The organism is Kribbella swartbergensis (assembly GCF_054784135.1).
This window is the reverse complement of sequence record NZ_BAAGPM010000034.1, coordinates 153,805-174,144: the sequence shown is the minus strand read 5'-3', so window position 1 is coordinate 174,144 and position 20,340 is coordinate 153,805. Positions and strand designations below refer to the sequence as shown.

Annotated in this window: 17 protein-coding genes; 8 read left to right on the top strand and 9 right to left on the bottom strand. The window is 68.8% G+C overall.

The annotated features are described in order from the left end of the window. Positions 1–88 precede the first annotated feature (88 nt). From ACYVOK_RS29925 to ACYVOK_RS29915, 3 genes are all read right to left on the bottom strand, one after another. On the bottom strand, positions 89–1,168 hold the full coding sequence (locus ACYVOK_RS29925) for a hypothetical protein (RefSeq protein WP_460665918.1): 1,080 nt from the start codon (positions 1,166–1,168) through the stop codon (positions 89–91). Next, on the bottom strand, positions 1,168–1,665 hold the full coding sequence (locus tag ACYVOK_RS29920) for a SigE family RNA polymerase sigma factor (protein WP_460665917.1): 498 nt from the start codon (positions 1,663–1,665) through the stop codon (positions 1,168–1,170). Before ACYVOK_RS29920 ends, ACYVOK_RS29925 begins: the two co-directional genes overlap by 1 nt. Before the next feature lie 123 nt (positions 1,666–1,788). Next, entirely contained in the window at positions 1,789–3,075 is a 1,287-nt protein-coding gene (locus tag ACYVOK_RS29915) for a DUF4032 domain-containing protein (RefSeq protein ID WP_460665916.1), read from the bottom strand. A gap of 100 nt (positions 3,076–3,175) precedes the next feature. Here ACYVOK_RS29915 and ACYVOK_RS29910 point away from each other — a divergent pair, with 100 nt between their 5' ends. The 5 genes from ACYVOK_RS29910 (at position 3,176) to ACYVOK_RS29890 (ending at position 9,543) form a co-directional block, all read left to right on the top strand. Next, positions 3,176–4,168: a LacI family DNA-binding transcriptional regulator gene (locus tag ACYVOK_RS29910; RefSeq protein WP_460665915.1), complete on the top strand. Its 993-nt coding sequence runs from the start codon at positions 3,176–3,178 to the stop codon at positions 4,166–4,168. Between the two features lie 302 nt (positions 4,169–4,470). After that, positions 4,471–5,844, top strand: coding sequence for an ABC transporter substrate-binding protein (locus ACYVOK_RS29905; RefSeq protein WP_460665914.1), 1,374 nt, complete (start codon positions 4,471–4,473; stop codon positions 5,842–5,844). Continuing rightward, entirely contained in the window at positions 5,844–6,854 is a 1,011-nt protein-coding gene (locus tag ACYVOK_RS29900) for a carbohydrate ABC transporter permease (protein WP_460665913.1), read from the top strand. The genes ACYVOK_RS29905 and ACYVOK_RS29900 overlap by 1 nt, the downstream gene beginning before the upstream one ends. Then, positions 6,851–7,720: a carbohydrate ABC transporter permease gene (locus ACYVOK_RS29895; protein WP_460665912.1), complete on the top strand. Its 870-nt coding sequence runs from the start codon at positions 6,851–6,853 to the stop codon at positions 7,718–7,720. The genes ACYVOK_RS29900 and ACYVOK_RS29895 overlap by 4 nt, the downstream gene beginning before the upstream one ends. Before the next feature lie 281 nt (positions 7,721–8,001). Further along, positions 8,002–9,543, top strand: coding sequence for a glycoside hydrolase family 13 protein (locus ACYVOK_RS29890; protein ID WP_460665911.1), 1,542 nt, complete (start codon positions 8,002–8,004; stop codon positions 9,541–9,543). On the opposite strand, the gene ACYVOK_RS29885 is transcribed toward ACYVOK_RS29890, so the two are convergent. From ACYVOK_RS29885 to ACYVOK_RS29870, 4 genes are read right to left on the bottom strand one after another with little or no spacing between them, the layout of a single operon-like run. Then, the gene (locus tag ACYVOK_RS29885) at positions 9,536–11,767 is read right to left on the bottom strand and encodes a heavy metal translocating P-type ATPase (protein WP_460665910.1); all 2,232 of its coding nucleotides are present in this window, start codon (positions 11,765–11,767) and stop codon (positions 9,536–9,538) included. The genes ACYVOK_RS29890 and ACYVOK_RS29885 overlap by 8 nt on opposite strands. A 16-nt stretch (positions 11,768–11,783) precedes the next feature. Beyond that, positions 11,784–12,788 (bottom strand): hypothetical protein, encoded by a 1,005-nt coding sequence (locus tag ACYVOK_RS29880; RefSeq protein ID WP_460665909.1) that lies wholly within the window; start codon positions 12,786–12,788, stop codon positions 11,784–11,786. After that, positions 12,785–13,003, bottom strand: coding sequence for a heavy-metal-associated domain-containing protein (locus tag ACYVOK_RS29875; RefSeq protein ID WP_460665908.1), 219 nt, complete (start codon positions 13,001–13,003; stop codon positions 12,785–12,787). Before ACYVOK_RS29875 ends, ACYVOK_RS29880 begins: the two co-directional genes overlap by 4 nt. Before the next feature lie 37 nt (positions 13,004–13,040). Then, positions 13,041–13,337, bottom strand: a complete 297-nt coding sequence (locus tag ACYVOK_RS29870; RefSeq protein ID WP_460665907.1) for a metal-sensitive transcriptional regulator — start codon at positions 13,335–13,337, stop codon at positions 13,041–13,043. Positions 13,338–13,514: 177 nt separating this feature from the next. On the opposite strand from ACYVOK_RS29870, the gene ACYVOK_RS29865 reads away from it, so the two are divergent. After that, positions 13,515–14,447, top strand: coding sequence for an ABC transporter ATP-binding protein (locus tag ACYVOK_RS29865; protein WP_460665906.1), 933 nt, complete (start codon positions 13,515–13,517; stop codon positions 14,445–14,447). Then, positions 14,447–15,439: an ABC transporter permease subunit gene (locus ACYVOK_RS29860; protein ID WP_460665905.1), complete on the top strand. Its 993-nt coding sequence runs from the start codon at positions 14,447–14,449 to the stop codon at positions 15,437–15,439. The genes ACYVOK_RS29865 and ACYVOK_RS29860 overlap by 1 nt, the downstream gene beginning before the upstream one ends. On the opposite strand, the gene ACYVOK_RS29855 is transcribed toward ACYVOK_RS29860, so the two are convergent. After that, positions 15,429–17,984 (bottom strand): YfhO family protein, encoded by a 2,556-nt coding sequence (locus ACYVOK_RS29855; RefSeq protein ID WP_460665904.1) that lies wholly within the window; start codon positions 17,982–17,984, stop codon positions 15,429–15,431. The two genes, ACYVOK_RS29860 and ACYVOK_RS29855, sit on opposite strands and share 11 nt — an antisense overlap. Before the next feature lie 111 nt (positions 17,985–18,095). On the opposite strand from ACYVOK_RS29855, the gene ACYVOK_RS29850 reads away from it, so the two are divergent. Further along, positions 18,096–19,064 (top strand): glycosyltransferase family 2 protein, encoded by a 969-nt coding sequence (locus ACYVOK_RS29850; protein WP_460665903.1) that lies wholly within the window; start codon positions 18,096–18,098, stop codon positions 19,062–19,064. A gap of 75 nt (positions 19,065–19,139) precedes the next feature. Here the strand turns inward: ACYVOK_RS29850 and ACYVOK_RS29845 are convergent, their stop codons facing one another. Beyond that, positions 19,140–20,219: an ABC transporter ATP-binding protein gene (locus ACYVOK_RS29845; protein ID WP_460665902.1), complete on the bottom strand. Its 1,080-nt coding sequence runs from the start codon at positions 20,217–20,219 to the stop codon at positions 19,140–19,142. Positions 20,220–20,340: the final 121 nt, after the last annotated feature.

Below are 20,340 nucleotides of genomic sequence, written 5' to 3'. Positions count from 1 at the left end.
CTCTAGTCCGACCACTGCCTCTCGGCTCATACCGAGGCGATATGCGTATCCACCGAGCCTGCCGAGTTTTCTTGCTGGGGGCAACGATTCAGCGGGGTGAGGGGGTCAGCGGGCCTGCCGGGTCGAAGAGGTCGCTGGGTTGGTGTTGGCGGTGGGCGCCTTGACGGATCAGGTCCAAGGTGACCGAGTCGGTGTGGCGCTCGGTGACGCCGTCGTCGGTGGGGAACCACAAGGCAGCCCTCGAGGTCCACGTCCGACCCTTGTGATCGATGTAGCACAACGCATAACTCACCCTGACCGGGTAGGTCTTGGTGCTGCTGTTCAGGGTGACGACGAACGTGCGCTGGTCGGGGTCGTCGCAACCCTTGGCCCACCCGCCCGGCGGCGGGCCGGCCGGTGAGGCGGCGAGGCGTTGAGCGAGCTTGGTGGCGCGGGCGCCGTTGAGCATCGATCCAGCGACCAGGGTGTTCTGCCAGTACTCGCAGATGCTTGCCGAGGTGATGCGGTCGTCTGGGTCCAGGCCGGTGCCGCGTGGGGCGGAGTCCGTGGGTGCGCAGCCGTAGTAGTCGGTGCCGGTGATCGGGCGGGCCGAGTCCAGGATGCGACGGCGGAGTGCGTCGTCCTGGGTCAGCACGCTGATCTTCACGCCGGCCACGAGCCGCGTCTCCTCGCTCCAGCCGGCGTCGTACCGCTTGACACCCGGTGCCTGTACGTCGTCGAACCACAGGTACTGCGACCGCCGCTCCAGCGGGAGTACGGCGTCCTCGCAGACGTAGCTCGAGGGACCGAGCCAGCCGTTGAACCGGCCGACGACCGAGTCCGAGCGCGAGCCCCCGATCGCAGTACACGGCGCCGGGCCGGAGACGTACTGCGTCCAGTCGGCCGGCACCTGGACCTGCACGGTCTTGTACGACTCCCACCGCCAACCGGCGTCCGGCGCGGCTGGACGAGCGACCTCGGGGTCAGTGCGCAGATCGCTGGAGAGCGAGTGCGCCGCGGTGATGGCGGTCGCGACCGCGGCACACGCCAGTACGGCGGCACCGATCACGCGTCCTGTCCGGCGACGCTGTAGACGGTGGTGGACCGCGACGAGCAGGTCCTCGTCCGACGGTGCCTCCGTCGCGTGCCTCGACAGGCTCGTCGCTATCAGCTTCTCATGGGCGTCCATCAGCGGTTGACCTCCTCGACTGTGGTGAGAGTGGTGCGCAGGCTCGCCAACGCACGGTGGATCTGCGACCGGACGGTCGCCGGGCTGCATTCGAGGATCTCCGCGATCTCGGCATCGGGCAGGTCTTCGTAGTACCGCAGTACGACGGCCGCCCGCTGCTTGGCCGGCAACGTCGCGCACAACGCCCAGACCGCGTCCTGCTCGGCTTGAGCGACCGCATGGTCCGGACTCGGCGAGCTCACGAACGGATCCGCGGTCGGGCTCTCCCGACGGAAGAACCGCCGCCAGCGGGAGATGTCGGCGTTGACGATCGACCGCCGTACGTAGGACTCCGGATCTCCGTCCCGGCAGATCCGCGCCCATCGCGAGTACGCCGCGACCAACGCGTCCTGCACGGCCTCCTCGGCGCGACTGTGATCCCGCGTGATCAGGTACGCGAACCGCAACAACGCCGCCCCGCGCTGCCCGACCCACACATCGAACTCCGGCCGCTCCATCCCCACCTCCCACCCCTAACCACGCCACCAGACCGCAGAACGTTGCAGGTCTGGCGCCTCTGATCGAGCGGCCGGGTCGGGCGGGCCCAGTCACGGGCCGACGTCAACCGGTCGGCGAGGGCGTCACTCGGCTTCGGGGGTGGCGGGGGTGGGAAGGGCCAGCTTCTCGTCGGGTTTGGCGCGGAGTACGTCGTCCACGTACGAGCGGGCGGCTTCCATCGTGTCGACCTCGTGGCCGGCCTGTTCGGACAGGAACCAGCGGTGCTCGAGCACCTCGTGGAAGATCTCGGCGGGCTCCAGCTTGCGGTTGAGGTCCCGGGGGACCGAGCGGACGACCGGCTCGAACACCTCGGTCAGCCACTGGTGCGCGACGATCTCCTCGTCCTCGTTCTGCTGGTCGGTGGCGGCGGCGAACGAGTCGAGGTCGTTCAGCAGCCGGCGGGCCTGGTTCTCCTCGACGTCCAGGCCGGTCAGCCGGAGCAGCCGGCGCGAGTGGTGCCCGGCGTCCACGACCTTCGGCTGGATCCGGACTTGGCTGCCGTCCCAGTCGGTGATGATGTCGATCTCGGCGACGTCGAAGCCGAGTTCGTTCAGTCGCCGGATCCGCGAGTCCAGCCGGTGCATCTCGTCGGTGGCGAACTCCTCCGGCGCGGTCAGCTCGGCCCACAGCGCCTCGTACCGTTTCTGGATCGACTCCACGGTCTCCTGCGGGTCGATGTCCGGGTCGAGCAGGCCGCCCTCCTGCAGGTCGAGCAGTTCGCCGAACAGGTTGATCTCCGCGGTGTACAGGTCGTGCGCCCGTTGCCCGTCGGAGATGTCCTGGTGCAGTTCGCCGGTCTCGGCGTCCACGAGGTACGCCGCGAACGCGCCGGCGTCACGCCGGAACAACGTGTTGGACAGCGAGCAGTCGCCCCAGAAGAAGCCGAGCAGGTGCAGCCGGACGATCAACGCGACCAGCGCGTCGATCAGCCGGTTCACGGTGTCCGGCCGGAGCGTGCTGGAGAACAGCGCGCGATAGGGAAGTGAGAACTGCAGATGGCGGGTGATCAGGATCGAGTCGATCGGCTCGCCGTTGCGGTCGATCCGGTCGGTGATCACGCCGACGGGCTCGACCGAGGGCGCCTCCAGCCGTTCCAGGTCGCGCAGCAGCCGGTACTCGTGCAGAGCGAGATGCTCGAGCACCTCCTTGATCGCGTACACGCTGCCGTTGACCCGGACGAACCGGACCACGTGCCGCGAGATACCACGCGGCAGCGCGACCAGCTGATCCTCGGGCCAGTCCTCCAGCGGGACGTCCCAGGGGAGCGACAGCAGACCGGTGTCGGGGCGGGTAGCGACAAATCGAGGCACGACTCCCAGTCTGTCAGGAAACCGCCCGGATCCTGACCCTTCAGCCACCACCTGGTACATCTGTGGGCCGGCCCGGTCGGTACGGCGATCGACGATTGCGTGTCCACGATGTACGCAAGCGGTTGCAAGAACTTGCGCGGTCCGGCGTACAGTTTGCGTCATGACACGTCGACTTGCAGAGGTGGCCAAGAAGGTCGGGGTCAGTGAAGCCACCGTGAGCCGGGTGCTGAACGGGAAGCCGGGTGTCTCCGAGGCGACCCGGGAAGCGGTCCTCACCGCGCTGGACGTGCTCGGGTACGAGCGCCCGACCCAGTTGCGCGGCGACCGGGCCCGGCTGGTCGGACTCGTGTTGCCGGAGTTGCAGAACCCGATCTTCCCGGCGTTCGCCGAGGTCGTCGGTGGTGCGCTCGCGCAGCAAGGTTTCACGTCCTTGCTGTGCACCCGGACGGTCGGCGGCGTGTCCGAGGCGGACTACGTCGACCTGCTTCTGCAGCAGCAGGTGTCGGGGGTGGTGTTCGCCGGTGGGTTCTACGCGCAGGCCGACGCGCCGCACCAGCACTACCAGCTGATCCAGGAGCGGAAACTCCCGACCGTGCTGGTCAACGCGGCGGTCGATCACCTCGGGTTCCCGCAGGTCTCGTCGGACGACCACGTCGCCGCGGAGATGGCGATCGGTCATCTGCGCGCGCTCGGTCACCGGCGGATCGGGATGGTCCTCGGCCCGCGCGACCACATCCCGTCGCGGCGGAAGCTGGACGCGTTCCTCGCCTCCGACGAGGCCGATCCCGAGTTAGTGGAGCACACGATGTTCTCGCTCGAGGGCGGGCACGCGGCCGCGACCCGGCTGGTCAAGAAGGGCGTCACCGGCATCGTCTGCGCCAGCGACATCCTCGCTCTCGGGGTGATCCGCGCGGTCCGGCGGGCCGGCCTCACCGTCCCGGGGGATGTCTCGGTGATCGGGTACGACGACTCCGCGATGATGAACTGCACCGACCCGCCCCTGACCACCGTCCGCCAGCCCATCGACGCCATGGGCCGAGCCGCCGTCGACATGCTCGTCGCCCTGATCGAACGCGCCACCGTCCCCGCCGACGAACTCCTCTTCGAACCCGAACTCGTCGTCCGAGCCTCCACCACCCGCGCCAAAACCTGAACCGTCAGCACGAACTCGTCCCCGCCAACTGCCCAGCGGTAGGCGCAGACGCCAACCTGCCCCTCAGCGGTCAACCCCACGGCTCACGGGTCGCGGAGCCGGCTTCCCGCCGAATCGGATCCACGCCCGACTGACTGGCAGAGGAGGGCCCCGCCGGCTCTGTGCCGACCACCGGGCCCCCTTGCTCAGCGATCAACGTCTCGCTGGTCGTCGTCGACTTCTTGCAATCTTCCATCGAACTATTGCGCGGATCGGTTCGGGTGCCTACGGTGTGCGGCAGGTGGCCTAGGGAGAGGGTGGAGATGAGGACAGCGCGCCGTGGGCTGGGGCTGGTGTTGGTGGTGGGACTCGGGCTGGTGGCCGCGTCCTGTGGGTCGGGGGAGGAGAAGCCGGACGCCCAGGGGTCGGCGGGTGCCGACGGGCCGGTGACGATCACGGTCGGCTGCCAGCCGCCGAAGAGCAATCCGAAGGAACGTGCGGCCTGGGACGCCGATGTGGCCGAGTTCCAGAAGCTGCACCCGAACATCACGATCGAGAGCAAGGACGCGTTCCCCTGCATCAACCCGGACACGTTCCAGGCGAAGCTGGCCGGCGGCACGCAGGAGGACGTCTTCTACGTCTACTACACGGACGTGCAGAAGATCATCAAAGCCAGGCAAGCCGCCGACATCAGTCAGTACGTCGGCAGCGTGAAGGCCGTCGACGACCTGCGCGACGACGTGATGAGCGTGTTCAAGGACGGCGACAAGACGTACGGCCTGCCGCGCAACAACTACAACATGGGCCTGGTCTACAACCGCAAGCTGTTCACCCAGGCCGGTCTCGATCCGGACGCCCCGCCGACGACGTGGGCCGAAGTACACGCGGCGGCTAAGAAGATCGCCGCGCTCGGTCCCGGGTACGTCGGCTTCGGTGAGTACTCCGCCGGCAACACCGGCGGCTGGCACTTCGCCGCGAGCCTGTACGCCCGCGGCGGTTCGATGGTCAGCGACGACGGCAAGAGCGCCGCGTTCAACAGCCCCGAGGGCAAGGCGGTGCTGGAGAACCTGAAGCAGATGCGCTGGGTCGACAACTCGATGGGCAGCAAGCAGCTCCTCCAGTGGGAGGACCTGATGCGGATGATGGGTTCCGGGAAGCTCGGCATGATGATCGGCGCGCCGGACGTGGTGCAGTCGGTGAACAACGACTTCCAGGGCAAGTTCGAGGACTACGGCGTCGCCGCCGTACCGGAGTCCGAGGGGAAGTCGTCGCTGAGCGGTGGTGACGGCTACATGTTCAACCCGAAGGCGACGCCGGAGAAGATCAAGGCCGGTCTGCTGTGGCTGGAGTTCCACGAGCTCACGCCGGGGAAGGGCCAGTTCAACTACGCCCGGGCCAAGGAGCAGGGCCGTCCGGTCGGCTTGCCGATCCCGGATCTGTACGGCGATTCCGCGCGAGGCAAGGAAATCGTTGCCCTCCGCAAGCAGTACGCGACGGTCCCGGTCGAGCACTTCGCGCCGTACGTCGCCGCGCAGTCGAAGATCACCAACAAGCTGGAGCCGCCGAAGGCGCAGGAGCTGTACGCCGTCCTCGATGTGGCGATGTCCGCCGTCCTCACCCGCCAGGACGCCGACATCGACAAGCTGCTCTCCGACGCCGAGAGCAAGGCCAACAAGATCCTCGCGAAGAACACGTAATGGCCGTCACGAACGAGCCGGTGCGCCGCCCCCGCGAGGTGGGGGTGACGCACCGGCGCCGGCCGGAGATTGCCCGCGGGACAGGGCCGCGGCGGACTCCTGCGCATCGGCCGGACGGGGCGGCGGATCTGGCCGGGGCGCGGCGTCGGGCGGTGGGGCGGAACCTGACGGCGTACGGGTTCTTGTGTGGCGCGCTGATCTGTTTCGCGTTGTTCTCGTGGTATCCGATGGTGCGGGAGGTGATCCTCAGCTTTCAGGAGAACAACTTCGTCGATCCGCCGCGCTGGGTGGGGTTCGGCAACTTCCGGAGCGTGATCGAGGATCCGGCGTTCCGGTCGGCGTGGATCAACACCGCCGCATTCAGCGGGCTCGCGCTGGTGATCGGGTACGCCGTCCCGTTCGTGCTGGCCGTCGTACTCAACGAACTGAGGCACGCGAAGGCCTATCTGCGGTTCGTCGTCTACCTCCCGGTGATGCTCCCGCCGGCGGTTGCGGTCCTGCTGTTCAAGTGGTTCTACGACCCCGGCGCGGGCCTGTTCAACCAGGTGCTGGACGTGTTTGACCTCCCGCCGCTGAGCTGGCTCGACTCGACCAGTACGGCGCTCGTCAGCCTGGTGCTCGTGTCGACCTGGATGAATCTCGGCACCGGCACGCTCATCTACCTGGCCGCTCTGCAGAGCATCCCGGGCGACCTCTACGAATCGGCCGAACTCGACGGCGCGGGTCTGCTGAGACGGGTCTGGCACGTGACGATCCCGCAGACCAAGCTGATCCTGCTGGTGATGCTGCTGCTGCAGATCGTCGCGACCATGCAGGTGTTCATCGAGCCGTACCTGCTGACCGGCGGCGGACCGGAGAACGCGACCGTCACGGTCGCCTATCTGATGTACCAGTACGCCTTCAACTTCGGCGACTTCGGTGGTGGCAGCGCCCTCGGCCTGATGCTGATGGTCGTGCTGATGGTGTTCTCCGCGATCTACCTGCGCGTCTCCCGGGAGGCGGAACGATGAGGACGCTCGTCTCACCACTGGCACTGCGGACCCCGCGCGGCCGGTTGATCTACTGGGCAACGCTCATCCTGACCGTGGTCGGATTCACCGGCGCCTTCGTGTTCCCGCTGTACTGGATGGTGACCGGTGCGCTGAAATCACCCGAGGAACTGGCGCAGATCCCGCCGAGCTTCTTCCCGACGCGCTTCGACCTCGGGGTCTACGCCGACGCGTGGGAACAGTTGCAACTCGGGGTCTTCCTGAAGAACACCGCCCTGTATGCCGGTGGCGCGTGGCTGTTCACGCTTGCCGTCGACGTCACCGCGGCGTACGCGTTGTCGAAGCTGCGGCCGATGTTCGGCAAGGTCGTCCTCGGCGCGATGCTGGCGACGCTGATGATCCCGGCGATGGTCCTGCTGCTGCCGACGTACCTGACCGTCAAGGATCTGCCGATCCTGCATCTCGACCTGCTGAACACGCCGTGGGCGATCTGGTTGCCGGCGGCAGCGAACGGGTTCTTCGTGTTCCTGCTGAAGCGGTTCTTCGACTCGATCCCGAGCGAGCTGCTGGAGGCTGCCGAAATCGATGGAGCGTCGCAGGGCAGGATCCTGTGGTCGATCGTGCTGCCGGTGTCGCGGCCGATCCTCGGGGTGGTGTCGATCCTGTCCGTGGTGACGGTGTGGAAGGACTTCGTCTGGCCGCTGCTGGTGCTGCCGGAGACGGACAAGATGTCGATCAGTGTTGGCATCGCGTCGCTGTCGGCGCAGATGCCGCAGAACGTGCTGATCGCGTCGCTGGTGATCGCCAGCCTGCCGACGATCCTGGTCTTCTTCGTCTTCCAACGCAGCATCATGGCAGGTCTCACAGCCGGCAGCCTCAAGGGATAAGACAACCCACCCCTCGCTCCGCTCGGGGCGGGGAAGAAAAGCCCCGCTCCGCGGGGGCCCGCCCCGCCGGGGTGGTCCCGCACCGCGGGGGTGGTCTGGCTCCGCGGGGGTGGTGCCGACCGCGGGGTGGTGCCGACCGCGGGGTGGTCCGGTCCCGCGGGAGTAGTGCCGCTTCGCGGTAGATGGGAAAGCAGGATGCCGCTCCGCGGTGGGGTATCCCGCTCCGCGGTGGGGTGGGGTGTGGTCAGGCTCCGGGTGGAGCGGGTTCGAGAGGAGGATTGATGGCGGGCGAGTGGTGGCGTGGGGCGGCTGTTTATCAGGTGTATTTGCGGAGTTTTGCCGACGGGGACGGGGACGGCGTTGGGGATCTGGCTGGGTTGCGGCAGAGGCTGCCGTATCTGGCCGAGTTGGGTGTCGACGCGATCTGGCTGAACCCGTGGTACCCGTCGCCGATGGCCGACGGCGGGTACGACGTCGCCGACTACCGCGCCATCGACCCGGTGTTCGGCACCCTGGAGGAGGCGGAGACCTACATCGCCGAGGCGCACGCGCTGAACATCCGCACCATCATCGACATCGTCCCGAACCACGGCTCCGACCAGCACGACTGGTTCGTCCAGGCCGTGCAGGCGGGTCCGGGGTCACGCGAGCGCGACCGGTTCATCTTCCGCAAAGGCCGCGGCGACCGGCCGCCGAACGACTGGCAGTCCATCTTCAACGGCCCGGCCTGGACCCAGGTCGAGGACGGCGAGTGGTACCTGCACCTGTTCGCCCCCGAGCAGCCGGACTTCAACTGGCGCAATCCCGAGGTGGTCGAGGAGTTCCACGCCATCCTCCGGTTCTGGCTGGACCGGGGCGTCGACGGGATCCGGGTCGACAGTGCCGCCGTTCTGTTCAAGGACCTGGACAGCGTGGCGGAGTCGTACACCGACCACGACGAGGTGCACGAGATCTACCGCGGCTGGCGCCGGATCACCGACGAGTACGACGGCCGCTTCCTGGTCGGGGAGATGTGGATGCCGGACCAGGAGCGGTTCGCGCTGTACCTGCGCCCGGACGAGCTGCAGACCGCGTTCAACTTCGACTTCCTGTCGCGCCCGTGGGACGCCGACGAACTGCGCGCCTCGATCGACCTGACCCTGACCACCCACGTCCCGATCGGGGCACCGCCGACCTGGGTGCTGTCCAACCACGACGTCACCCGGCCGGTCACGAAGTACGGGCGCTCGGACACGTCGTTCTCGCACCAGGACCGCAAGCACGGCATGCCGACCGACCTCGCCCTCGGCGAACGCCGGGCCCGCGCGGCCGCCCTGCTCGCGATGGCGCTGCCGGGCGGACTGTACGTCTACCAGGGCGAAGAGCTCGGCCTGCCGGAGGTCGAGGACCTGCCCGATCACCTGCTGCGGGACCCGATCTTCCTCCGCTCCCAGGGCGCCGACCGCGGCCGCGACGGTTGCCGGGTGCCCCTTCCGTGGTCCGGCAAGGAGCCGCCGTTCGGCTTCGGCACCGGTACGCCGTGGCTGCCGCAGCCGGTCGACTGGAAGAACCTGACCGTCGAGTCCCAGCAGAACGACCAGAACTCGATGCTGACGCTCTACCGCAACGGTCTCCGGATCCGCCGCACCCACCTGGGCGACGGCACCCTGACCTGGCTCGACACCCCGCCGGGGGTCCTCGCGTTCAGCCGCGAGAGCCTGAGCTGTGTCACGAACCTGACCCCGGAGCCGATCGAACTCCCGCCGCACGGCGAAATGCTGCTGGCCAGCAGCCCGTTGGAGGACGGGCTGCTGGCCAGTGACAGTACGGCGTGGATCAGGTGAGTGGACGGAATCGCCGCAACCGCAGGCTGTTCGAGACCACGAAGACCGAACTGAAGGCCATCGCGGCGCCGGCCAGCATCGGGTTGAGCAGACCGGCCGCGGCGAGCGGGAGGGCGGCCACGTTGTAGGCGAAGGCCCAGAACAGGTTGCCCTTGATGGTGCGCAGTGTGCTGCGGGAGAGACGGATGGCGTCCGCCGCCGCCCGCAGGTCTCCGCGCACCAGGGTCAGGTCGCTCGCCTCGATCGCCACGTCGGTGCCGGTGCCCATGCTCAGGCCGAGGTCGGCCTGGGCCAGGGCGGCCGCGTCGTTGACGCCGTCGCCGACCATCGCGACCACGCGGCCCTCGCCTTGAAGCTTCTTCACCGCGTCGACCTTGTCGGCCGGCAGCACCTCGGCGATCACCTCGGCGATGCCGACCTCGGCCGCCACCTTCGACGCCACCGCCTCGTTGTCACCCGTCAGCAGCACCGGCCGCAACCCCAGCCCCTTCAGCTGACGGATCGCCTCGGCGGACGTGGGCTTCACCGTGTCCGCGACGACCAGCACGGCCCGGGCCTTCCCGTCCCAGCCGACGGCGACCGCCGTACTGCCTTCGGACTCGGCGCGCTCCTTCGCCTGCGCCAGGTCGTCCGGCAGGTACTGGCTCCACTCCTCCAGCAGCCGGGTCCGTCCGACCAGTACGGCGTGCCCGTCGACGATGCCCTGGACACCGAGGCCCTCGACGTTGCCGAAGTCCTCGACCTCGGGCAGCTTGCCGACCTCGGCCGCCGCACCGCGGGCGATGGCCTGGGCGATCGGGTGCTCACTGGAGTGCTCCAGTGCGCCGGCCAGACGCAGTACTTCGGACCGGTCCTCCGACGGCGCCAGCAGGACGTCGACCAACTCCATCCGGCCGGTCGTGACGGTGCCGGTCTTGTCCAGGACGACGGTGTCGATCCGCCGGGTGGACTCGAGCACCTCCGGGCCCTTGATCAGGATGCCCAGCTGCGCACCCCGGCCGGTGCCGACCATCAGCGCGGTCGGCGTCGCCAGCCCGAGGGCGCAGGGGCAGGCGATGATCAGTACGGCGACGGCCGCGGTGAACGCGATCTCCAGCGGCGAACCGTTGCCGAGCCAGAACCCGAGGGTCGCCAGCGCCAGCCCGATCACGATCGGCACGAAGATCGCGGACACCCTGTCGGCCAGCCGCTGGACCGCGGCCTTCCCGTTCTGGGCGTCCTCGACCAGCCGGGCCATCTGGGCCAGCTGGGTGTCGGACCCGACCCGGGTCGCCCGGACCACGAGCCGGCCGCCGGCGTTCACGGTCGCCCCGACGACCGAGTCGCCCTCGCCGACCTCGACGGGCACCGACTCGCCGGTGAGCATCGAGGCGTCGACCGCGCTGCTGCCGGCGATGATGACGCCGTCGGTCGCGACCTTCTCACCCGGCCGGACGACGAACTCGTCGCCGACGGCCAGCTGGTCGGCCGGGATCCGCACCTCGGCACCGTTCCGCAGGACGGCGACGTCCTTCGCGCCCAGTTCGAGCAGGGCCCGCAGGGCCGCACCGGAGCGGCGCTTGGCGCGGGCCTCGAAGTACCGGCCGGCCAGGATGAACGTGGTGACGCCGGCGGCGACCTCGAGGTAGATCTCCTCGGTCCCGCCGCCCCGGGACGGGATCAGCGTGAACGGCATCTTCATCCCCGGCTCGCCCGCACCGCCGATGAACAGTGCGTACAGCGACCACAGGAACGCGCTCACCACGCCCAGCGAGATCAGCGTGTCCATCGTCGCCGCGCCGTGCCGCAGATTCGTCCAGGCCGCCTTGTGGAACGGCCAGGCCGCCCAGGTCACGACCGGGAAGGCCAGCGTCAGCGAGGCCCACTGCCAGAAGTCGAACTGCAGCGCCGGGATCATCCCGAACGCGATCACCGGCACCGCCAGCGCGATGCTGGCGAACAGCCGGTGCCGCAGCGGCTTCAGCTCGTCGGGCTCCTCGTCGTCCGGTGAGTCGACGGCCGCCGGCAGCGAGGCGGTGTAGCCGGTCTTCTCGACGGTGGCGACCAGGTCGTCGGTGGTGATGCCGTCCGCGAACGTCACCTTCGCCTTCTCGGTGGCGTAGTTGACGGTCGCGGTGACACCCTCCATCCGGTTCAGCTTCTTCTCCACCCGGGCGGCGCACGAGGCGCACGTCATGCCACCGATGACGAGTTCGACGGACTGACCGGATTCTGCGGTGGTCATTGTTGTGTGCCTCCTCTCAGTGGCCGTGCGGCGTGGTCTCGTTGCCCGGAGTCGCCGGAGCCTGGGTCGCCGGGGGCTGCTTCGGCGGGACGATCACGGTCTTCCCGTCGGTGCCCACCTTGACGGTGAACTCGGCGGTGTGGACCGCACCCGCGTGCTGGAAGTCCAGGAACAGGCTGTACGTCCCCGCGGTCGGGAAGGTGGTGGCGAACGTGATGTGCGGTCCGCCCTTCGTCCCCGGATCCGCGTGCTGTGCGGGGTGGTTGTGCAGGTAGGCGAGGTCTCCGCTGCGCAGTGACACCAGGTGCCCGAAGGCGCCCAGGTACGGCTGCAGGTCGGTGACGGGCTTGCCGCCCCGGCTGATCGTGAAGGTCAGCTCGGACTCCTTGCCCGCGACCGGGTTGCCCGCCAGTGTCACGTCGTACCCGTGGAAGCTGTAGCTGCTCGCCGGCTCGCTCAGCGGGACCGGGATGTACAGGCCGGAGACGTTGACGTCGGTGCCGAGGGTCAGCGTCCGGTCGAGACCGGCCGGCTGGAAGTCGGCGAACAGCCGCCAGGTGCCACCGGCGGTGAACGTGAACGGAATGCTCCAGGTGCCACTCGCGTCCCGGGTCGGGTGCACGTGGTGGAAACCGGACAGGTCACGCCGGACGACGATCAGGTGCAGTTCCTTCTCGTGCGTCTCGGTGAACTTCGTGACCGGCTTGCCGTCCGGACCCTGGATGGTGAAGCGCAGGTCGGTCTTGGCGCCGGCCTGGTAGAACGTCGTACTGGGACTGAGGGTGTAGCCGGCTTCGGAGACCGCGAGCCCGGGCAGTTGCCCGCCGGACTCGCTGTGTCCCGCCCCGTGTGCCGGCGCTGATTCCTCCATACCGCCCATCTCCTCTTCGTGTGCCGGGGCGGCAGCGGTGTCGGCCGCCGCGATCGGGTCGACCGCGGTGCCGATCGCGAACGCCGCCCCGAAGGCGAGCGCGAGCGCACCGGCGAACGCGCCGAGCCGGAGCGCGACGGCCCGGCTCATGACGCCGCCAGTTCGTAACCGGCCTCGTCGACGGCCTCACGGACGGCGGCCTCGTCGAGGTCGGACTCACTCGTCACGTGCACCGCGGAGGTGCCGCCCGCGACGAGGTCGACAGTGACCTGCTGGACACCGGGGAGCTTGCTGATCTCCTCGGTGACCGCGGCGGTGCAGTGGCCGCAGGTCATGCCGGTGACGGAGTAGGACGTGGTGGTCATAGCGGTTCTCCTCGTACTCGGTTGTTTCGGTGGGTGATCAGCTGCGGACCAGGCGGGCGATCGCGTCGGAGGCTTCGCGGACCTTCTCCTCGGCCTCCGGACCGCCGCGCTGCGCGGCCTCGACCACACAGTGCGCCAGGTGCTCGTCCAGCAGTTCCAGCGAGAACGACTGCAGGGCCTTCGTCGCCGCGGACACCTGGGTGAGGACGTCGATGCAGTACTTGTCCTCCTCCACCATCCGCTGCAGACCGCGGATCTGGCCCTCGATCCGGCGCAGCCGCTTCAGGTGGCTGCTCTTCTCGGCGGTGTACCCGTGGACGGTGTCGGTGGTCATCTCAGGCTCCTTCGGTGTTCCGCGGCTACCCCTCGGGGGTATGTCGACAGGCCTTAAGTTACCCCCTCGGGGTATCGAATGCAAGTCCTGGCGGCATACCGGCGGGGGGTATGTTTCGCAGCGGGCGGCCCGCAAACCTGCCAAGCTGTCCGTCTACTGGCTCGACAAGGGGGTCACATGCCGGAGCTGGCGATCAGTACGCGCGGTCTGCGCAAGACGTACCGGACCCGGCGGGGCCGGAAGGTGGTGGCGGTCCAGGGGCTCGACCTGGACGTGCCGGTCGGGGGTGTGCACGGCTTCCTCGGGCCGAACGGGTCCGGGAAGACCACGTCGATCCGGATGCTGCTCGGGCTGATCCGGGCCGACGCCGGGACGATGACGATGTTCGGCCGGCCGGTGCCGGACCGGTTGCCGGAGGTGGTCGGCCGGGTCGGTGCGATCGTCGAGTCGCCGAAGTTCTTCCCCGCGTTCAGCGGCCGGAAGAACCTGGAACTGCTCGCCGAGGCGATCGGCGCACCCCGGCAGCGGGTCGGCGAGGTGCTCGAGCAGACCTCGCTCGGCGAGCGCGGCAAGGACAGGTTCAAGGCGTACTCACTCGGGATGAAGCAGCGGCTGGCGATCGCCGCGACGCTGCTCAAGGAACCCGACCTGCTGATCTTCGACGAGCCGACCAACGGCCTCGACCCGGCCGGGATCCGGGAGATCCGCGAGACCATGCGCGGCCTCGGCGAGCAGGGCCGGACCGTCCTGGTCAGCTCCCACATCCTGGCCGAGGTCGAGCAGGTCGCCGACACCGTCTCGATCATCGGCCACGGCCGGCTGCTCGCCTCCGGTTCGGTCGCCGAGGTGATCGGCGGCGGTGCCGCGGTCACCGTCAGGATCGCGCTGGAACGCCAGGCCGCGGACCACGAGGCCGCGACCCGGATCCTGACCGCGGCCGGGATGACGGTGCGCTCCGACGGCAACCACCTGCTCGTCGACGGCGCCGAGCACCCGGCCGACGTGACCCGCCGGCTCGCGCAGCAGGAGCTGTACGTGTCCGAGCTGGTGCCGGTCCGCGCGGACCTCGAGTCGGTCTTCCTCGAGCTGACCGCGGGGGAGGGGTTGTGATGCTGCGCCTCACCGGAGTAGAGCTCCGCCGGCTGACCGCGCGCCGCCTGACCGTCATCGGCGTCCTCGGGGTGCTGGCGATCACCGCCCTGCTGTTGTTCGTCACCTGGCGCGAGGCGCGGCCGCTGTCGGCCGAAGAGCAACGAGCCGCCCAGACGCAGTTCGAGACCGCACATCAGAACTGGGTCGAGCACGCGGAGGAGGACCGCCAGAGGTGTGAGGCGGAGTGGGAGAAGCAGCCGGACCCGAAGCCGACGAGGGCCGAGATGTGCAGCTTTCCGGAGCCGAAGCTCGAGGACTTCGGCAAGCCGCGGCTGGTCTTCGCCGAGGCGACACCGGAGCTGCTGCTCGGCTCGTCGTACCTGCTGGTCTTCGCCGCGTTCCTGATCGGGGCGAGCTTCGTCGGCGCCGAGTTCAGTACCGGTGCCATCGGCAACTGGCTGACGTTCGAGCCGCGGCGGTTGCGGGTCTACGGCAGCAAGGTGCTGGCCGCCGCGATCGGCCTCGCTCCGGTGGCCGCCGTCGTCCTGGCCATCGTCCTGCTCGGCACCTATCTGATCGTCGCCCAACTGGGCGACACGTCCGGTACGACGGGGAAGGTCTGGGCCGATCTCACCGGGATGGGCGGTCGTGCGGTCCTGCTGATCGCGCTGGGCGCCTCACTCGGCGGGGTGGTCGGGCTGCTGCTGCGGCACACCGCGGCCGCGCTCGGGGTGGCGATGGGCTACCTGGTCCTGATCGAGGGCGTCTTCGCCGGGTTTCTGAACCAGGCCCAGCCGTGGCTGGTGAAGCTGAACTTCGACGCCTTCGTCCGCCACGACACGACGTACTACGTCAACCAGTGCTCGACCGGCTCCGACGGGATGTACCTGTGCAACAGCATCGAAAAGACGCTGTCGTTCGAGCATGGCGCCTGGTATCTCGGCATCCTGGCCGCCGTACTGATCATGGCCGGCGGAGCCGTCTTCTACCGCCGGGACGTCAACTCCTAGCCCGGCGGAAGCGTCCGAACAGCACGAGACCGAGTGTGACGAGGGCGGCGACGGCAGCCAGTGCGAGACCGCGCCGGAGGCCAGGTGGCGTGTAACTGCAGTCGATCCGGTCGGCGTTGCCGGTCAGTTGTACGGCGATCAGGCCGCCGTAGTCGCGTGGCGTCCGGGCCTCCCCGTCGCCGGCCGAGCAGGTCCAGCCCGGGACCTTCGGTACGGCGACCACGGCGTACCCCTTGCTCCCCGGAGGCAGCATCGCGCTAATCGAATGGCCGCCGACCTCGACGTCCGTTGCTCCACTCAGCCGCAGGTTCTGCACCGCCCTGGCCAGGCGCTGCTCGTTCAGGCAGCCGATCGCTCCCGTGGGGGTGATTCCGCGCGGAGCGTCGGTGAACCGGATCTCGGCCGACACCACCCCGGAGGCGGGGACGGTGCCCAGGCGGACCATCGCGCTGTTGGTGTTGATCCCCGGCCGGCGGCTCGCGGTCAACGCACGCCACTGGCCGCCGTCGGTCAACCGGGCTTCACCGGAGACCCGCGGCAGATGCAGGTACGCCGTCGTCCCCGGCGAGCACCGCCCGAGCAGCTTCACGTCGCCACCGGTGTCCGACTTGCTGCCGCGATACTCCGGAACCTCGTACACCTGGGTCCCGAGCAGTCGCTCCTGCGCGACGAACGCGTTGGACGCGGTCGTCATGCCGATCCGGCGCCGGACCGTCACCAGTGGTGGAACCGTGGATCGGGTGATCACCTCATCCCCGTCCTGCAGGTGCAGCCGGGCGCCGATCGAGAAGATGGCGTCGGTGACGGGGTTGTCAAGGGTGTGGTTGGCGCGGCCGTATCCGGACCAGCCGAAGCCGAGGCCGGTCAGTGTCTGGTTCAGCGAGTGCGGCAGCAGGCTGCTGTACATACCGGCGCCCTGACCGCCCAGCAGGATCGGGTCGTTGGGCGTCACCGAGGTCCCCGGGTCGGTCCGGTACTTCGGCCAGTCGCCGGCTCCCGCGACCGCGTCCGCCCGCTCGGTCTGCTGCTGGTTCCACGGTGGGACGGAGGAACTGAGGATCTTCGACCGCTGCTCGTCGGTCACCACCGCGGTCCAGGTGGTTTCCACGGCCACGACGGCCATCACCAAGGCGAACGCGACGGCGACCGGCCACCTGGTCCGTCGCAACGCGGAGCGGCGGACCGCCCAAATGGTGCCGAACGCAACCAAAGTCACCGCTGCGGAGGCAATCAGTACGGTCATCGCGTACTTCGTCAGCAACGGGCTGCCGTCCGACAGCGCTGCGATCACCGCCAGCAGGACGCCGCCACCCAGCAACGCGATCGGACCGGGCAGGCGGTGCGCGACCGACAACCACGCCAGGACGACGATCACGCCGCACAGGACGAAGGCCTGCCGGTACTGGCTGCCGTTCGGGGTGTCGAAGCCGTGCCACATCTCCTGTGTCGGCGCCCACCGGAAGGACAGGACGATCGCGGCGGTCGTCACGATCCAGACCACCTTCGTCCGGATCGCCACGGTCCGGTGGAACGGCAGGGTGAGCGCGAGCAGCAGCGCGACCGTGCCGACGTACAGGCTCGCGGTCCGGCCGACGCCCTCGGACAGCGGGAGCAGACGGGACAGGAAGATGTCGACCGGGGACGGCGAGAAGACGCCCGACGGTGACGGGGTCGCGATGTCGTTGGCGGCGAAGATCGGCAGCAGAACCGGCGCGGCCAGCGCCAGCCCGAGCGCGAACGAGATGCCGGTGCGCAGGACGCCGCGCAGCCGCAGCGACCAGCGGAGGTCGCTGGTCAGCACCCGCGCGATCAGGAACAGGCCGGCTGCGATCGTTGCCATATAGGCGGTGTAGAAGTTCGAGACCCAGAAGACCGCGACGACGATCACGCTGAGCAGGCGGTTGGTGCGGCGCAGTGACCATTCGGCCACCAGGAAGAACATCGGCAGGGCGATCAGGCCGTCCAGCCACATCGGCACGTAGGCTCCGTCGTCGACGGCCCAGCCGCAGACGCCGTACGACGCTCCGAGAATCGCTGCAACCCAACGGGGCCCTGGCGACATCTTGAGTAGTAGGGCCGCCATCGCGGCGGCCGCCAGGCTCAGCTTGAGGACGGTGATGACGTACACGGCCAGGTCGATCTGGTCACGAGGGAACAGGCCCACCAGGAGGGACAACGGGCTGCCGAGGTCCACGCCGTAGTCGGCCAGGAACCCGACGCCGAAGGCGCTCTGCCAGTTGAAGAACAGGTCACCTTGGGCGCGGCCGTGCAGGATGTCCCACAGGTGGGCGAAGAAAGGGATGTACTGGGTACCGAGATCGTTGGTACTGCGGGACAGTGAACCGAAAGGAAAGGTACCGCGGATGATTCCGGAGGCGGCGAACACCGCCGCCACCAGCACAGCGGCGACGAGCGCGGGCGGCAGCGCCGAGCGTTGTGGGGTCGATCGGCTCGCCGCCGGCCGCCCTGCGTCCGGCTCGGCGGTCACCGGCGCCTGGGCAGCACTCGGCGCGGGCGGGTCGTGTACCGCTCCGTCGTCCGCCACTCCCCGCCCCTCTGCTCTGTCCCCAGGTCCGCGCGCTCGATCGAGCGCCAACGTAGCGTGTAGTTCCGGTCTGGACAAGAATCGGCCTGAATTGCACAGGGGGGACGAAAGATGCGTTTGAGTCTTGTGGTGCCGTGTTTCAACGAGGTCGAGGTGATCGACCGGTTCCATGAAGCCGTCAGCCGGGAGCTGTCCGAGGTCGGCTCGCCGTACGAGATCGTGTACGTCGACGACGGCAGCGCCGACGGGACGCTCGACGCGCTGGTGCGGCTCGCGGACGACGATCCGGCGGTCCGCTACCTGTCGTTCAGCCGGAACTTCGGCAAGGAGTCCGCGATGCTGGCCGGGCTGCGGTACGCCTCCGGCGACGCGGTGGTGATCATGGACGCCGACCTGCAGCACCCGCCGGAGCTGATCGGCCGGATGCTGGAGCTGTACGAGCGCGGCTTCGACCAGGTGATCGCCCGGCGGAACCGGGTCGGCGACCCGGCCACCCGGACCCTGTTCGCCCGGGCGTACTACTGGCTGATCAACAAGTGGGCCGACGTCGAGCTGATGGACGGGGTGGGCGACTTCCGGCTGCTGTCGCGCCGGGCCGTGGACGGGCTGCTCGAGCTGGGGGAGTACAACCGGTTCTCCAAGGGGTTGTTCGCCTGGATCGGGTTCGAGTCGATCCTGTTCGAGTACGACAACGTGAAACAGCCGGCGCGCAAGAGCCGGTGGACGTTCCGGCGGCTGCTCGAGTACGGGCTGGACGGGCTGCTGTCGTTCAACAACCGGCCGCTGCGGCTGGCGATCTACGTCGGCCTGCTGCTCACCGCGGTCGCCGCCGGGTACGCCGTCTGGGTGATCGCGGTCGCGCTCCTGCGCGGCGTGGAGATGCCCGGATACGTCACGCTGATCGCGGCGATCACCGGGCTCGGCGGCCTGCAGATGGTGATGCTCGGGGTCATCGGCGAGTACATCGGCCGGGTCTACTACGAGACCAAGCACCGGCCGCACTACCTGCTCAAGCAGACCAACATGAGCCCGGCCGACAACCCGTCCGCCCGGGACCGCCGCAGCCGCCGGGTCACGTAGTACGGGTCCTGGAACGCACTGCGGCCCCGGGTGGACGAACCACCCGGGGCCGCAGCCTGAACGTCGTACCGCTGATCAGGCGGTCAGCCGCTCCTCGGTGGAGGTGGAGAAGAGGTGCAGCTTGTCGGGCAGCGCCGCCAGGTGGATGGTCGAACCCTTCTCGACCGGCATCCGGGCGTCGATCCGGGCGACGATCTGCTGGTGCTCGTTGTTGTGCTCGGCGGTGCCGTACAGGTACGCGTCGGCGCCGAGCTCCTCGACCACGGCGACGTGGACCGGCAGGCCGTGGTCGGCGACCTTGAAGGCCTCCGGCCGGACGCCCAGGGTCAGCGTCTTGTCGTTGCCGGCCTTGGCCAGCAGGCTGCGCTCGAGCGGGACGACGTAGTCGCCCAGCTTCGCGCCGCCCTCGGTGATGTCCGCGGTCAGCAGGTTCATCGCCGGAGAGCCGATGAAGCCCGCGACGAACTTGTTCTTCGGGTGGTCGTACAGGTTCAGCGGGGTGTCGACCTGCTGCAGCAGGCCGTCCTTCAGTACGGCGACCCGGTCGCCCATCGTCATGGCCTCGACCTGGTCGTGGGTGACGTAGACGGTCGTGACACCGAGACGCTGCTGCAGCTCGGCGATCTGGGTCCGGGTCTGGACGCGCAGCTTGGCGTCGAGGTTCGACAGCGGCTCGTCCATCAGGAAGACCTGCGGGTTACGGACGATCGCGCGGCCCATCGCGACGCGCTGACGCTGACCACCGGACAGCGCCTTCGGCTTGCGGTCCAGGTACTCCTCGAGACCCAGGAGCTTGGCGGCCTCGCCGACGCGCTTGGCCCGGTCCTCCTTGGAGACACCCTGCATCTTCAGCGCGAAGCCCATGTTGTCGGCGACGGACATGTGCGGGTAGAGCGCGTAGTTCTGGAACACCATCGCGATGTCCCGCTCCTTCGGCGGACGGTGCGTGACGTCGCGGTCGCCGATGTAGATGGAGCCCTCGTTGACCTCTTCGAGGCCGGCGAGCATCCGGAGCGAGGTGGACTTGCCGCAACCCGACGGGCCGACGAGAACCATGAACTCGCCGTCCTCGATCTCGAGGTTGAGCTTGTCGACGGCGGGGGTGTCACCACCGGGATAGATCCGGGTTGCCGACTTGAACGACACAGTGGCCATGACGATTACATCCCTTCACCGGCAGGAACGTGCCGGACGATCCGAGTAAAGGCCCCAGGCGGGGGTGCGCTTATCCTCACCCGCGCCGCTCGTCCTGACAAGGTGTACGGCGTGTGACGTG

Excerpts from the sequence above, each read along its gene's own strand:
- ACYVOK_RS29925 (WP_460665918.1), bottom strand. The coding sequence starts at position 1,168 with ATGGACGCCCATGAGAAGCTGATAGCGACGAGCCTGTCGAGGCACGCG.
- ACYVOK_RS29920 (WP_460665917.1), bottom strand. The coding sequence starts at position 1,665 with ATGGAGCGGCCGGAGTTCGATGTGTGGGTCGGGCAGCGCGGGGCGGCG.
- ACYVOK_RS29915 (WP_460665916.1), bottom strand. The coding sequence starts at position 3,075 with ATGTACCAGGTGGTGGCTGAAGGGTCAGGATCCGGGCGGTTTCCTGAC.
- ACYVOK_RS29910 (WP_460665915.1), top strand. The coding sequence starts at position 3,176 with ATGACACGTCGACTTGCAGAGGTGGCCAAGAAGGTCGGGGTCAGTGAA.
- ACYVOK_RS29905 (WP_460665914.1), top strand. The coding sequence starts at position 4,471 with ATGAGGACAGCGCGCCGTGGGCTGGGGCTGGTGTTGGTGGTGGGACTC.
- ACYVOK_RS29900 (WP_460665913.1), top strand. The coding sequence starts at position 5,844 with ATGGCCGTCACGAACGAGCCGGTGCGCCGCCCCCGCGAGGTGGGGGTG.
- ACYVOK_RS29895 (WP_460665912.1), top strand. The coding sequence starts at position 6,851 with ATGAGGACGCTCGTCTCACCACTGGCACTGCGGACCCCGCGCGGCCGG.
- ACYVOK_RS29890 (WP_460665911.1), top strand. The coding sequence starts at position 8,002 with ATGGCGGGCGAGTGGTGGCGTGGGGCGGCTGTTTATCAGGTGTATTTG.
- ACYVOK_RS29885 (WP_460665910.1), bottom strand. The coding sequence starts at position 11,767 with ATGACCACCGCAGAATCCGGTCAGTCCGTCGAACTCGTCATCGGTGGC.
- ACYVOK_RS29880 (WP_460665909.1), bottom strand. The coding sequence starts at position 12,788 with ATGAGCCGGGCCGTCGCGCTCCGGCTCGGCGCGTTCGCCGGTGCGCTC.
- ACYVOK_RS29875 (WP_460665908.1), bottom strand. The coding sequence starts at position 13,003 with ATGACCACCACGTCCTACTCCGTCACCGGCATGACCTGCGGCCACTGC.
- ACYVOK_RS29870 (WP_460665907.1), bottom strand. The coding sequence starts at position 13,337 with ATGACCACCGACACCGTCCACGGGTACACCGCCGAGAAGAGCAGCCAC.
- ACYVOK_RS29865 (WP_460665906.1), top strand. The coding sequence starts at position 13,515 with ATGCCGGAGCTGGCGATCAGTACGCGCGGTCTGCGCAAGACGTACCGG.
- ACYVOK_RS29860 (WP_460665905.1), top strand. The coding sequence starts at position 14,447 with ATGCTGCGCCTCACCGGAGTAGAGCTCCGCCGGCTGACCGCGCGCCGC.
- ACYVOK_RS29850 (WP_460665903.1), top strand. The coding sequence starts at position 18,096 with ATGCGTTTGAGTCTTGTGGTGCCGTGTTTCAACGAGGTCGAGGTGATC.
- ACYVOK_RS29845 (WP_460665902.1), bottom strand. The coding sequence starts at position 20,219 with ATGGCCACTGTGTCGTTCAAGTCGGCAACCCGGATCTATCCCGGTGGT.